Annotated in this window: 14 protein-coding genes; 7 read left to right on the forward strand and 7 right to left on the reverse strand. The window is 71.6% G+C overall.

The window, feature by feature from the left end:
• Nucleotides 1-166: 166 nt before the first annotated feature.
• On the forward strand, nt 167-661 hold the full coding sequence (locus tag ACZ4VI_RS32525) for a cupin domain-containing protein (protein ID WP_468005164.1): 495 nt from the start codon (nt 167-169) through the stop codon (nt 659-661).
• 15 nt (nt 662-676) lie between these two features.
• Here the strand turns inward: ACZ4VI_RS32525 and ACZ4VI_RS32530 are convergent, their stop codons facing one another.
• Nucleotides 677-1,447 carry an IclR family transcriptional regulator gene (locus ACZ4VI_RS32530; RefSeq protein ID WP_137990129.1) on the reverse strand — a complete coding sequence of 257 codons (771 nt, stop codon included), beginning with the start codon at nt 1,445-1,447 and terminating at the stop codon, nt 677-679.
• Nucleotides 1,448-1,566: 119 nt separating this feature from the next.
• Here ACZ4VI_RS32530 and ACZ4VI_RS32535 point away from each other — a divergent pair, with 119 nt between their 5' ends.
• Nucleotides 1,567-3,066 (forward strand): aldehyde dehydrogenase (NADP(+)), encoded by a 1,500-nt coding sequence (locus ACZ4VI_RS32535; protein WP_468005165.1) that lies wholly within the window; start codon nt 1,567-1,569, stop codon nt 3,064-3,066.
• Nucleotides 3,067-3,189: 123 nt separating this feature from the next.
• Here the strand turns inward: ACZ4VI_RS32535 and ACZ4VI_RS32540 are convergent, their stop codons facing one another.
• Nucleotides 3,190-3,438 carry a hypothetical protein gene (locus ACZ4VI_RS32540; protein WP_468005167.1) on the reverse strand — a complete coding sequence of 83 codons (249 nt, stop codon included), beginning with the start codon at nt 3,436-3,438 and terminating at the stop codon, nt 3,190-3,192.
• Between the two features lie 160 nt (nt 3,439-3,598).
• On the opposite strand from ACZ4VI_RS32540, the gene ACZ4VI_RS32545 reads away from it, so the two are divergent.
• Nucleotides 3,599-4,297, forward strand: a complete 699-nt coding sequence (locus ACZ4VI_RS32545; protein ID WP_468005169.1) for a DsbA family oxidoreductase — start codon at nt 3,599-3,601, stop codon at nt 4,295-4,297.
• 102 nt (nt 4,298-4,399) lie between these two features.
• Nucleotides 4,400-5,455 carry an aminotransferase class V-fold PLP-dependent enzyme gene (locus tag ACZ4VI_RS32550; protein ID WP_468005171.1) on the forward strand — a complete coding sequence of 352 codons (1,056 nt, stop codon included), beginning with the start codon at nt 4,400-4,402 and terminating at the stop codon, nt 5,453-5,455.
• 122 nt (nt 5,456-5,577) lie between these two features.
• Here ACZ4VI_RS32550 and ACZ4VI_RS32555 read toward each other — a convergent pair whose 3' ends face one another.
• Nucleotides 5,578-6,102 (reverse strand): MarR family winged helix-turn-helix transcriptional regulator, encoded by a 525-nt coding sequence (locus ACZ4VI_RS32555; RefSeq protein WP_468005173.1) that lies wholly within the window; start codon nt 6,100-6,102, stop codon nt 5,578-5,580.
• Between the two features lie 114 nt (nt 6,103-6,216).
• Between ACZ4VI_RS32555 and ACZ4VI_RS32560 the strand changes: the two genes are divergently transcribed.
• Nucleotides 6,217-7,296, forward strand: a complete 1,080-nt coding sequence (locus ACZ4VI_RS32560) for an alkene reductase (RefSeq protein WP_468005175.1) — start codon at nt 6,217-6,219, stop codon at nt 7,294-7,296.
• Between the two features lie 129 nt (nt 7,297-7,425).
• Here ACZ4VI_RS32560 and thpD read toward each other — a convergent pair whose 3' ends face one another.
• The 4 genes from thpD to ectA are packed head-to-tail and all read right to left on the reverse strand — an operon-like array spanning nt 7,426 to nt 10,486.
• The gene (gene thpD / locus ACZ4VI_RS32565) at nt 7,426-8,280 is read right to left on the reverse strand and encodes an ectoine hydroxylase (protein WP_468005176.1); all 855 of its coding nucleotides are present in this window, start codon (nt 8,278-8,280) and stop codon (nt 7,426-7,428) included.
• A 3-nt stretch (nt 8,281-8,283) separates the two neighbouring features.
• Entirely contained in the window at nt 8,284-8,682 is a 399-nt protein-coding gene (locus tag ACZ4VI_RS32570) for an ectoine synthase (protein ID WP_392091918.1), read from the reverse strand.
• Nucleotides 8,683-8,714: 32 nt separating this feature from the next.
• Complete coding sequence (gene ectB, locus ACZ4VI_RS32575) at nt 8,715-9,983, reverse strand: diaminobutyrate--2-oxoglutarate transaminase (RefSeq protein WP_468005179.1); 1,269 nt, start codon at nt 9,981-9,983, stop codon at nt 8,715-8,717.
• Nucleotides 9,980-10,486, reverse strand: a complete 507-nt coding sequence (gene ectA / locus ACZ4VI_RS32580; protein WP_468005180.1) for a diaminobutyrate acetyltransferase — start codon at nt 10,484-10,486, stop codon at nt 9,980-9,982. The genes ectB and ectA overlap by 4 nt, the downstream gene beginning before the upstream one ends.
• Before the next feature lie 335 nt (nt 10,487-10,821).
• Here ectA and ACZ4VI_RS32585 point away from each other — a divergent pair, with 335 nt between their 5' ends.
• Nucleotides 10,822-10,980, forward strand: coding sequence for a hypothetical protein (locus ACZ4VI_RS32585; protein ID WP_468005182.1), 159 nt, complete (start codon nt 10,822-10,824; stop codon nt 10,978-10,980).
• A gap of 41 nt (nt 10,981-11,021) precedes the next feature.
• Nucleotides 11,022-12,107 carry an amidohydrolase family protein gene (locus ACZ4VI_RS32590; RefSeq protein WP_468005184.1) on the forward strand — a complete coding sequence of 362 codons (1,086 nt, stop codon included), beginning with the start codon at nt 11,022-11,024 and terminating at the stop codon, nt 12,105-12,107.
• Nucleotides 12,108-12,185: the final 78 nt, after the last annotated feature.

A 12,185-nucleotide genomic window follows, 5' to 3' on the forward strand; every position in this document is an offset into this window, starting at 1 on the left:
CCTTTGGTGGGAGGGGAACATGTCTTTTTTTGGTTCCTCTTCGTGGTTCCCCCCCCCCCCCCCCCCCCCCCCCACAAACCCCCCCCCCCCCCCCCCCCCCCCCCCCGCGGTCGTGGACCGGGAAATCGAAGCCTCGATGTCAGTGGGGCCCCATAAAGTGATCTTCATGAACACGACGCAGCCCTTCGCCCCGCACCTCACCCGCGCCGCCGACGCCGAGACGACCGCCGACCCGAGCAGCGTGATGACGCTCCTCGCCGACTCGGACACCACCGGCGGGCAACTGACCAGCTACCGCTCGACGTTCGCGAAGGGTGCCGTCGGTGCGCCGGCCCACTTCCACACCAAGGCGTCGGAGATGTTCTACGTGCTCGGCGGCTCGCTCCAGGTGCTGCTGGGCGAGGAGCTGACCGTTCTGGAGCAGGGCGACTTCCTGCTCGTGCCGCCGCACACCCCGCACGCCTTCGCCGCGGCTCCGGGCGCCGAGGCCGACGTGCTGTTCGTCTTCACGCCGGGCATGGCGCGCTTCGACTACCTGCGGCTGCTCGGCCGCGTGATGCGCGGCGAGGCGAGCTTCGAGGAGATCAAGGAGTCCTCGGAGCGGTACGACAACCACTACGTCGACAGCCCGGTGTGGCAGAAGGCCCTCGCCGACCGCTGACCCGTGGGACTGGGCTCAGAGGCGGCGGGTCGCCAGTGTCAGGCGGTCGCGGGCGTCGAACAGCGCGTCCTTGATCATCTGCTCGTGTCCCGGGGTCAGCCGGGCCACCGGGACCGAGCAGCTGATCGCGTCACGCGCCGGGGTCCGGTAGGGGATCGCGATGCCGAAGCAGCGCAGCCCGAGGGTGTTCTCCTCGCGGTCCACCGCGTAGCCCTGCTCGCGGACGAGGTGCAGCTCCTCGATGAGCTTCTCCCGGTCGGTGATCGTGTGCTCGGTCAGCGCCGGCAGCGTCTCGGGGAGCAGCTTGCGGACCTGCTCGTCGCTGTGGGTGGCGAGCAGCGCCTTGCCGAGCGAGGTCGAGTGGGCCGGCAGCCGGCGCCCGACCCGGGTGAACGGCCGCAGATAGTGCTGGGACTGACGGGTCGCCAGATAGACCACGTTGGTGCCGTCGAGCCGCGCCAGGTGGATGGTCTCGGTCGTGTCGTCCGAGAGCCGGTCCAGGGTGGGCCGGGCGGCGGCCACCACCTCGTCGCCGTCGATGTACGAGGTGCCGACCAGCAGTGCCCGCACCCCGATCCCGTACCGCGTGCCCGTCGCGTCCGTCTCCACCCAGCCGAGTTCGACCAGGGTCCGCAGCAGCATGTACAGGCTGGACTTGGGGTAACCGACGGCCTCCTGGACGGCGGCCAGCGAGTGCATTCCGGGTCGCCCGGCGAAGTACTCGAGCAGCTCCACGGTCCGCACCGCGGACTTGACCTGGGCCCCACCCGTGTCGGCAGTCGACATGTGCCCTCGCTCCTCTTCCTGGCGCCCCTTGTGGAGTCGGGGCGCCCGTCAATAGAGTCCTGATTCATCTACAGGAACTCTGTTCAGAATACCGAACGAGTGGGGTCGTGAAGAGGGGTATGGCGGTGGCAGCTGAACCAGTGTGGAGTGTGGACCCCCGGACGGGGAAGCCACGGGAGCAGGTTGCGGTGGAGGCCACAGCCGAGGAGGTCGACCAGGCCGTCCGCGCCGCGGCCGCCTGCCGCGAGGCGCTCGCCGACCGTACGGCGCGGGCCGCCCTGCTCCGTACCGCGGCGGACCTCCTCGACGAGGCCGGACCGCACGTCATCGAGGCCGCCGACGCCGAGACCGCACTCGGCCCGGCCCGACTGACCGGCGAACTCGCCCGGACCACCGCCCAGTTGCGGTCCTTCGCGGACGTCGTCGACGAGGGGGCCTTCCTCGACATCCGGATCGACCTGCCCGACGCCACGACCACCCCGCCCCGGCCCGACCTGCGCCGCTGGAAGATCCCGCTCGGCGTCGTCGCCGTCTACGCGGCCAGCAACTTCCCGCTCGCCTTCTCCGTTCCCGGCGGCGACACCGCCAGCGCCCTCGCGGCCGGCTGCCCCGTCGTGATCAAGGCCCACCCCGACCACCCCGCCACCTCCGAACTCTGCGCCTCCCTCCTCCGCCGGGCCGCCGTCAAGGCCGGGCTGCCGGAGGACGTGGTCGTCGTCGTCCACGGCTTCGACGCCGGAGTGAAGCTCGTCCGCCACCCGCTGGTCGCGGCGGCCGGCTTCACAGGTTCGATCCGCGGCGGGCGGGCGCTCTTCGACGCCGCGGCCGCCCGGCCCGTTCCCATCCCGTTCCACGGCGAGCTCGGCTCCCTCAACCCGGTCGTGATCACCGGCGCCGCCGCCGAGGAGCGGGCGGCCGAGATCGGGGCCGGGCTCGGCGCGTCCATGACCATGGGCCAGGGCCAGTTCTGCACCAAGCCAGGCTTCGTCCTGGCACCGGCGGGCGAGGCGGGCGACCGCTTCGTGTCCGCGCTGACGGACGCCGTGAGCGAGACCGAGCCCGGCGTGCTGCTCGACCGGCGCATGCGGGGCGCGTTCGTCGCCGGAACCGCCGAGCGGGCCGGACTCCCTGGCGTCACCGCGCCCGTCCTGCCAGGACCGGGCGGCGAGCACACGGTCAACGCGGGCTTCCTGACCGTCGACGCCGAGACCCTGCTCAAGGGCGGCCACGAGGCGCTCCTGGAGGAGTGCTTCGGCCCGGTGACCGTCGTCGCCCGCTACGACTCCCCGGAGGAGATCAGCGAGGTCCTCGCCCTGCTCCCCGGCAACCTCACCGCCACCCTCCAGATGGCCGAGGAGGACCCCGAGGCCGCCGCCCTGCTGGCCGAACTCACCCCGCTGGCGGGCCGCGTGCTCGTCAACGGCTGGCCGACGGGCGTGGCGGTCGCGGGCGCGCAGCACCACGGCGGCCCGTACCCGGCCACCACCTCCACCTCCACCTCGGTCGGCGCGACCGCGATCGAACGCTGGCTGCGTCCGGTCACCTACCAGTCGACCCCGCAGCACCTGCTTCCGCCGGAGCTGCGCGACGACAACCCGCTGGGGCTGCCGCGCCGCTGAGGCTCAGCTCATACCCGTACGACGATCTTGCCGGTGTGCATGTTCGACTACATCAGCTGATGGGCGTCGGTGATCCGCTCCAGACCCTCGAAGGTCTCCGCGATCACCGGCGCCGGCGAGCCGTCACGCAGACCGGCGTCGACGAACCCGGCGATCCGGCGCCGCCCCTCCTCCGTGCGTACCAGCGCCGTTCGCGTAACCCCGCACGGTGAGCGGCCAGTTCATCGGCATCGTGGCCGGCCGGTGGTCGAGCCAGCCGTACAGCACCGCCGTGCCGCCCTCCTCCAGGGCGTTCCCGAGCTCCCCGAACCCCAGCCCGCCGACCGCGTCGAAGACGAGCCGCGCACCCCGCCCCCCGGTGAACCGCCGCACCTCCTCGTCGCGGGGGACGGGGGAGACCGTCCCCCGGCACCGCGCCGCCCCCGACCCTCGTGCTCCGCCTCACACTGGCGCCCGTCGCGGAATGAATCCGTCCGGCCGGGGCGTTCCCGGCATGGAACACCACCCCACGACCCCGGAGAGAAGCAAGAACATGCGCGTCGAGATCTGGAGCGACATCGCCTGCCCGTGGTGCTACATCGGCAAGGCCCGCTTCGAGAAGGGGCTTGCGGCCTTCGCCCACCGCGACGAGGTCGAGGTCGTGCACCGCTCCTTCGAGCTCGACCCGAACCGGCCCAAGGGCGACGTCGCCCCGGTGCTCACCATGCTGGCCGCGAAGTACGGCCGCACGCTGGAGGAGGCCCGTGCCATGGAGGCCCATGTCGCCTCCAACGCGCACTCCGAGGGTCTTGACTACCGCACGGTCGGCCGCGACCACGGCAACACCTTCGACATCCACCGCCTGCTCCACCTCGCCAAGGAGCGCGGCCGGCAGAACGAGTTGCTCGACCTCGCCTACCGCGCCAACTTCGCCGAGGAGCGGTCCGTCTTCGACACCGAGACCCTGGTACGGCTCGGGGTCGAGGCAGGCCTCGACGAGGCCGAGGTCCGGTCCGTGCTCGCCGACGAGACCGCGTACGCGGAGGCGGTACGGGAGGATGAGCGCGAGGCGGCCGAACTCGGCGCGAACGGGGTGCCGTTCTTCGTCCTGGACCGCCGCTACGGCATCTCCGGCGGCCAGCCCGCCGAGGTCTTCACCCAGGCCCTGGAGCAGGCCTGGCAGGGCCGCGCGCTCCAGCCGGTCGGCGGCGACGCGGCGGCCTGCGACGTGGACGGTACCTGCGAGGTCTGAGCCGGTTCTTCACTGGTCCGACCTCGGCTTATAAGTGACCCTTAGACTTCTCCATGATCCCTTGTCATTGACTTGGGGTCGTGGGGAGCCCAGGCTGGGCGCATGGATGCCTTGGAACCTCTCGGCGGAGCCGAGTTCGCGCCCCAGCAGACGTATCTGAACACCTCCGCCTGCGCGCTGCTGCCGCGCCGCACGATCGAGGCGATCACCCTGCTCGCCGAGGAGACCGCGGCCGGGCGCCCGAACGGAGCCGGAGACTTCAACGTCGTCGACGAGGCCCGCGCCACCTACGCCCGGCTCATGGGCGTCCACCCGGACCGGGTCGCGGTCGGCAGCTCGGTCTCCGTCCATGTCGGGATGATCGCGCAATCGATGCCGGCCGGCTCCGAGATCCTCTTTCCCGAGGGCGACTTCAGCTCCGTGATCACGCCCTTCACGGTCCGCGGCGACCTCAAGACGCGCTTCGTGCCGCTGGAGCGGCTCGCGGAGTCGGTCGGACCCGAGACCGCGCTGGTCGCCTTCTCCTCCGTCCAGTCGGCGGACGGCCGTACGGCCGACTTCGCCTCGGTACGGGCGGCGGCGGCAGCGCATGGCGCCCGTACGCTCCTCGACGCCACCCAGTCGGCGGGCTGGCTGCCCCTGCGGGCCGGGGAGTGGGACTACACGGTGGCCGGCGGCTACAAGTTCCTGCTCTGCCCGCGCGGCGCGTCGTTCCTCACGGTCACGGAGGAGGCGCAGGACTCGCTGGTCCCGATCCACGCGGGCTGGGTCACGGGCGAGGAGCTGTGGGTCAACAGCTACGGACCTGTGCGTGAACTGGCCCGTTCCGCACGGCGGTTCGACGAGCCGCCGGCCTTCCTCTCGTACCACGGCGCGGCACGTTCGCTCGCGCTGCTCGAAGAGATCGGCATCGAGCGGATCGAGGCCCACAACAAGGCCCTCGCCGCCCGCTTCCGCGCCGGCCTCGTGGACCTGGGCCACGCGCCGGTGCCGGACGTCTCGGGTGTCGTCGGCGTCCCGGGCCTCGGCGACCGGCAGCCCGCCCTGCGTGCGGCCGGCGTCCTGACGTCCGCCCGCGCGGGCAACCTGCGGGCGTCCTTCCACCTCTACAACGGCCAGGCAGACGTCGACCGAGCCCTGGAGATCCTGGCGGGCTGAGGGCAGGGGGGTGGGTGGGGTCCGGGCGCAGGAGGCCCGGGGCGCGAGGACGGCTCGCGTTAGGGTCGGCGCCCCCGGGCGCTGGGACCGCTACGCGCACCGCGCCCCCGGGCGCCACGCCCCTACCCGCCCCCCTCCCGCTTCGTCTCCCCGCACCCGTCCAGCTCCGCGCACAGGTTCGCCTCGACCTTGGCCAGCAGGCGGGTCAGTTCCGCCCGCTCCTCCGGTGTGAGCCCGGCGAGCGTGTACTCCTCCAGGCCCGTCCAGGCGTTCGCGACCCCCGTCCGCAGCGCGCCCCCGTCGTCCGCCGCCTCGACCAGGACCGCGCGGCGGTCGGACGGATCCGGGGTGCGGCGGACGTACCCGCTCTGCTCCAGCCGCTGGAGCATCTTGGTGACCGTCGAGGGGTCGACGCCCATCGCCTTGATCAGCTCCGACTGGCGCACCGGGCCGTGGTCCCACAGGCACATCATCAGGAACTCCTGGCCCGGGAAGAGCCCGACCTCCCTCAGCAGCCGCCCCGCGGCGATCCGGTGCAGCCGGGCGACGCGGGAGAGCCCGTGGCTCACCGGCCCGCCCTGTGCGGCGACCGGCACCGGACCCGTGCAGACGGGGTCCGACGGGGTCACGGACGGGGTCTCGGGCATCGATCGCTCCTCGCTGCGGCTGTGTGCCCCAGATTACCTTGGTCGGCCAAGTAATGCGTTACAGTGGCGTCAGCCAGATAGTTGGCCGACCACATAAATCACCTGGAGGCCGTCATGACCACCGCTTTCGACCCCATCGACCTCGCCGGCACCCGCCTCAGCAACCGCATCGCCATGGCCCCGATGACCCGCAGCCGCGCCCGTGGCACCGACGGGACCCCGACCGCGCTGGTCGCCGAGTACTACGCCCAGCGCGCCTCCGCCGGCCTGATCATCACCGAGGGCATCCAGCCCTCCGCCGTCGGCCAGGGCTACCCGAACACCCCCGGCCTGCACAGCGCCGAGCAGACCGCCGCCTGGCGCGCGGTCACCGACGCCGTCCACGCCCGCGGCGGCACGATCTTCGCCCAGCTGATGCACACCGGCCGGATCGGCCACCCCGACCTCCTCGACGGCGACCTCCACCCGGTCGGCCCGTCGGCCGTCCGCGCCGACGGGCAGCTCTACACCCACGACGGCATGAAGGACTTCGTCACCCCGCGCGAGCTGACCGCCGACGAGGTACGGGAAACCGTCGCCGAGTACGCGGCCGCCGCGCGCAACGCGGTCGACGCGGGCTTCGACGGCGTCGAGATCCACGGTGCCAACGGCTACCTCGTCCACCAGTTCCTCGCCACCGGCTCCAACCACCGCACCGACGAGTGGGGCGGCTCGGTCGAGAACCGGATCAGGTTCGCCGTGGAGGTGGTCAAGGCCGTCGCCGCCGAGATCGGCCCCGAGCGCACCGGGCTGCGGATCTCGCCGGCCAACCCCTACAACGACATCGCGGAGACCGGGCCGGAGGAGACGTACACGGCGCTGGTCGAGGCGATCGACCCGATCGGCATCGCGTATCTGCATCTCACGGAGGCCGCCCCGGCCGTCCGCGAGCTGACCCTCACCCTGCGTAAGCGGTTCTCCGGCACGTTCGTCCTCAATCCGGCGACCGAGGGCCCGACGGGCCCCGAGTCGCTGGCCCTGATCGAGGACGGTACGGCCGACATGGTCGCGTACGGAGCGATGTTCATCGCCAACCCCGACCTGCCGGCCCGGCTGAGGAACGACGGCCCGTACAACACCCCGGACCCCGGCTCCTTCTTCGGCGGCGACCACCGCGGCTACACCGACTACCCGGCGCTCGATCCGGCGCTGTGAGGGGGAGGATGCGGGGGGGGGCACCCCGCCCCCCCCCCCCCCCCCCCCCCCCCCCCCTTCCCCCCCCCCCCCCTCAACCCCCCCCCCCCCCCCCCCCCCCCCCCCCACCCCCGCACGCCTTCACGCGTGTCACCGCACCGGCGTGAAGTCCCGTGCCCCGATGAACTCCGGCCGCCGTACCGGTGCCGCGAACGGCTCCACCGCCGCGTTCTCCACGCTGTTGAAGACGATGAAGACGTTGCTGCGCGGATACGGCGTGATGTTGTCGCCCGAGCCGTGCATCGCGTTGCAGTCGAACCAGGTCGCCGAACCGCCCCGGCCCGTGAAGAGCCGGATCCCGTGCGCCTCCGCGAGCGAGGTCAGCGCCCCGTCGGACGGGGTGCCCGCGTCCTGCATCTGGAGCGAGCGCTTGTAGTTGTCCTTCGGCGTCTCGCCCGCGCAGCCCAGGAACGTCCGGTGCGAGCCCGGCATGATCATCAGGCCGCCGTTGGTGTCGTGGTTCTCGGTCAGCGCGATCGACACCGACACCGTGCGCATCCGCGGCAGCCCGTCCTCCGCGTGCCAGGTCTCGAAGTCCGAGTGCCAGTAGAACCCGGAGGCCCCGAAGCCCGGCTTCACGTTGATCCGCGACTGATGGACGTACACGTCCGAGCCGAGGATCTCGCGGGCCCGGCCCACCACCCGCTCGTCCCGGACCAGGCGGGCGAAGACCTCGCTGATCCGGTGCACCTCGAAGACCGACCGTACGGACGCCGTCTTCGGCTCGACGATCGCGCGCGCGTCCGACCGTACGGCCGGATCGGCGATCAGCCGGTCCAGCTCGCGCTTGTAGTCGGCGACCTCGTCGTCGGTCAGCAGCTCCGGCTCGACGAGGAAGCCGTCACGGTCGTACGACTCCAGGCCCGGGGCGTCGCTCCAGACCACCGGGTCCTGGCGGGGCGTGAGCACCTCGGAGGCGCCGCGCGTGGGGTACAGATCCTGCATGGTTCAGCCCTCCTCCGTGAGCAGGGGGTACACCCCGTTCTCGTCGTGGTCCTCCCGGCCGGTGACGGGCGGGTTGAAGACGCAGACACAGCGGAAGTCGGTCTTGGGGCGCAGGGTGTGCCGCTCATGGCCGTCGAGCAGGTACATCGTGCCCGGCTCGATCCAGTGCGTCTCGCCGGTCTCGTCGTTCGTCAGCTCGGCCTCGCCCTCGACGCACAGGACGGCCTCGACGTGGTTGGCGTACCACATGGACGTCTCGGTGCCCGCGTACAGCACGGTCTCGTGGAGCGAGAAGCCGACGCGCTCCTTGGCGAGGACGATCCGCTTGCTCTCCCAGGTGCCGGACGCGGCCCGCACATGGCGTTCGGTGTTCTCGATGTCCTTGAACGATCGGACGATCACGGTGGTGCAACTCCCTTTCGAGTACGGGTGGTTCAGACGGTCTCGCGGACCGCACGGGACAGCGTGCGCAGCCCCTCGTCCAGCTCCCCGGGGGTGATGGTCAGCGGCGGGAGGAGCTTGACGACCTGGCTCTCCGGGCCCGAGGTCTCGAGCAGGAGCCCCAGCTCGAAGGCGCGCGCGCAGACCTTCGACGCCCGGGTCCGGTCGGCGAACTCCAGGCCCCAGACCAGGCCACGGCCGCGGTAGTGGGCGCCGTCGGCGGAGTTCTCCTCGCACAGGGCGAGGAGCGCCTGCTCGACCTGCTCGCCGCGGGCCAGCGTCTGCTTCTCCATCTGGCCGTCGGCCCAGTACGTGTCGAGCGCGGCGGCGGCGGTGACGAACGCCGGGTTGTTGCCCCGGAAGGTGCCGTTGTGCTCGCCCGGCTCCCACACGTCCAGCTCCCGCCGGAACAGGCACAGCGACATCGGCAGCCCGTACCCGCTGATCGACTTCGAGAGCGTGACGATGTCCGGGGTGATGCCGGCCTCCTCGAAGGAGAAGAAGGCGCCGGTACGGCCGCAGCCCATCTGGATGTCGTCGACGATCAGCAGCATGTCCTGGCGCCGGCACAGGTCGGCGAGCGCCCGCAGCCACTCGGGCCGGGCCACGTTGATGCCGCCCTCGCCCTGGACCGTCTCCACGATCACCGCGGCCGGCTTGTTCAGACCGGAACCCTGGTCGTCGAGCAGCCGCTCGAACCAGAGGAAGTCCGGCAGCTGCCCGTCGAGATAGTGGTCGAACGGCATCGGCGTGCCGTGCACCAGCGGAATTCCCGCGCCGGCCCGCTTGAACGCGTTTCCGGTGACGGCGAGCGAACCGAGCGACATGCCGTGGAAGGCGTTGGTGAAGGAGACCACCGACTCGCGGCCCTTCACCTTCCGGGCCAGTTTCAGCGCGGACTCCACGGCGTTGGTGCCGGTCGGGCCCGGGAACATGACCTTGTACGGGAGGGAGCGCGGCCGCAGCACGACGTCCTGGAAGGTCTCCAGGAAGGTCCGTTTGGCGGTGGTCGCCATGTCGAGACCGTGGGTGATCCCGTCGCGTTCCAGATAGTCGATCAGGGCCCGTTTCAGTACGGGATTGTTGTGGCCGTAGTTGAGCGAGCCGGCGCCCGCGAAGAAGTCGAGGTACTCGTGCCCGTCCTCGTCGGTGAGGCGGGCGCCCTGAGCACGGTCGAAGACGGTGGGCCAGCCGCGGCAGTAGCTGCGCACCTCCGACTCCAGGGTCTCGAAGACGCTCAGCTCGGGAGGGGTGATGGTCACAGCGATGCTCCGGTGGAGTGGAAGGGGCCGATGCGGTACAGGACTTCGGGCTGATGGGCGGCGTCGCCGTCGGCGCTGTCGGGGAACAGGCCCCCGTCGAAGAGGACTTCGCGCTCCAGGGGGAGCCGGTGCCGGGCGGCGTAGGCGGTGAAGAGCCGGTCCGAGGGCGTGTTGTCGGGCGTGACCGTCGTCTCGACGGCGTCCGGGGCGACCCGTGCGGTCAGCGCGTCGAGCAGCACCCCGGCCAGGCCGCGCCCGCGGTGGGCCTCGTCGACGGCGATCTGCCAGACGACGAGGGTGCCGGGCCGGTCGGGGCGCAGATACCCGGTGACGAAGGCGACCGGCTCACCGTCGTCGGCGGCGCGCGCGACCAGCGAGGTGGCTGCGAAGTCGCGGCACCACAGCAGGTAGCTGTACGAGGAGTTCAGGTCCAGCACCCGGGAATCGCGGGCGATACGCCAGATCGCGGCTCCGTCCTCCACGCGTGGGCTTTCCAGTGTCATGGCTGCTGCTTGTGCTGCGGTCATGGCGAGGGAATTTACCGATGGAATTCCTGGATTGCATGTGGCGAGGGGGTGGGCGGGCGCTGTGGTGTGTGTTATTCGCGCGAGCGCGAATCGCTGCCGGTTTGCCCGTATATTTCCTCCCTAATCGGGCGGGATGTGGAATCCGTCACAGGTGCAGAATGGGCCGGAAACGCTGACGAAACCTTGGCGTTTAGGGTCCGGGAAACCGGGCAGAAGAAACGCGGAAGGTGAACGGGGAATTCGCTTGGAGAATGCGCGCCGGAATTCCATGGAAAAGGGGGTGGGGTGCCGTTGAGGGAATCCGGGGCGGGATGTTGCCCGCGGGGTCCTTCCGCGACCCCGGGCGCCACTTCGGCCTGTTCTCGGCCGGGACGGGAGGGCTGACGGCGACGGGCTCGTGGACGTACTCGTCAGGCTCGCTCGGCGGGCCCGCGGTGGACGGCCGCTTCGGCGCGGCGATCGACGGATGACCCCTCTGTAGCGGGGTTCCCGCCCCTCGTAGAGTGCAGACATGAGCGATCGCGTGGTGCTGCATGTGAAGGGGCGGGTGCTCGTCGGCCCGGAGGACGTACGGGACGAGCTGTGGGTCGTCGACGGGCGGATCACGTACACCCGGCCGTCCGGCGACGCGCTGACGGTGGAGGGCTGGGCCCTGCCGGGTCTGGTCGACGCGCACTGCCATGTCGGCCTGGACCAGCACGGCCCGGTCGACGAGGCCACCAGTGAGAAGCAGGCGCTGACCGACCGCGACGCGGGCACGCTGCTGATCCGGGACGCGGGCTCACCGTCCGACACCCGCTGGATCGACGAACGCGAGGACCTGCCGAAGATCATCCGCGCCGGCCGCCACATCGCCCGGACCCGCCGCTACATCCGCAACTACGCGCACGAGATCGAGCCCGGGGACCTGGTGGCGTACGTGGGCCAGGAGGCCCGGCGCGGCGACGGCTGGGTCAAGCTCGTCGGGGACTGGCTCGACAGGGGGACGGGCGATCTGGGCGCCTGCTGGCCCCGCGCCGAGGTCGAGGCGGCGATCGCCGAGGCCCACCGGCTGGGGGCGCGGGTCACCGCGCACTGCTTCGCGGAGGACTCGCTGCGGGACCTGGTGGAGGCGGGCATCGACTGCATCGAGCACGCCACCGGACTGACCGAGGAGACGATCCCGCTCTTCGCCGAGCGGGGCGTCGCGATCGTCCCCACGCTCGTCAACATCGCCACGTTCCCGAGGCTCGCGGACGGCGGTGAGCAGAAGTTCCCGCGCTGGTCGGCGCATATGCGACGGCTGTACGAGCGCCGGTACGACACCGTCCGCTCGGCGTACGACGCGGGCGTCCCGGTCTTCGTCGGCACGGACGCGGGCGGCTCCCTGGCCCACGGCCTGGTCGCGGCCGAGGTCGAGGAACTGGTCAAGGCCGGCATCCCGCCGATCGAGGCCCTCTCGGCCACGGCCTGGGGCGCGCGGGCCTGGCTGGGCCGCCCCTCCCTGGAGGAGGGCGCCCCGGCGGACCTCGTCGTCTACGCCGAGGACCCCCGCGCGGATGTCCGCGCGTTGGCGGCGCCGCGCAGGGTGATCGTCAACGGGCGGGTGATCGGCTGACGCGGGGGGCCGCGTTCGCTGCGGCCAGGGGCGCGGGCGGGGCAGCGTTAGCTGTGGCCCTGCGGCGCTGTGGCGCTG

The organism is Streptomyces sp. NPDC029169 (genome assembly GCF_055563935.1).

Coding starts and splice junctions, on each gene's coding strand:
- ACZ4VI_RS32525 (WP_468005164.1), top strand. CDS start 167: ATGAACACGACGCAGCCCTTCGCCCCGCACCTCACCCGCGCCGCCGAC.
- ACZ4VI_RS32530 (WP_137990129.1), bottom strand. CDS start 1,447: ATGTCGACTGCCGACACGGGTGGGGCCCAGGTCAAGTCCGCGGTGCGG.
- ACZ4VI_RS32535 (WP_468005165.1), top strand. CDS start 1,567: ATGGCGGTGGCAGCTGAACCAGTGTGGAGTGTGGACCCCCGGACGGGG.
- ACZ4VI_RS32545 (WP_468005169.1), top strand. CDS start 3,599: ATGCGCGTCGAGATCTGGAGCGACATCGCCTGCCCGTGGTGCTACATC.
- ACZ4VI_RS32550 (WP_468005171.1), top strand. CDS start 4,400: ATGGATGCCTTGGAACCTCTCGGCGGAGCCGAGTTCGCGCCCCAGCAG.
- ACZ4VI_RS32555 (WP_468005173.1), bottom strand. CDS start 6,102: ATGCCCGAGACCCCGTCCGTGACCCCGTCGGACCCCGTCTGCACGGGT.
- ACZ4VI_RS32560 (WP_468005175.1), top strand. CDS start 6,217: ATGACCACCGCTTTCGACCCCATCGACCTCGCCGGCACCCGCCTCAGC.
- thpD (WP_468005176.1), bottom strand. CDS start 8,280: ATGCAGGATCTGTACCCCACGCGCGGCGCCTCCGAGGTGCTCACGCCC.
- ectA (WP_468005180.1), bottom strand. CDS start 10,486: ATGACACTGGAAAGCCCACGCGTGGAGGACGGAGCCGCGATCTGGCGT.
- ACZ4VI_RS32585 (WP_468005182.1), top strand. CDS start 10,822: ATGTTGCCCGCGGGGTCCTTCCGCGACCCCGGGCGCCACTTCGGCCTG.
- ACZ4VI_RS32590 (WP_468005184.1), top strand. CDS start 11,022: ATGAGCGATCGCGTGGTGCTGCATGTGAAGGGGCGGGTGCTCGTCGGC.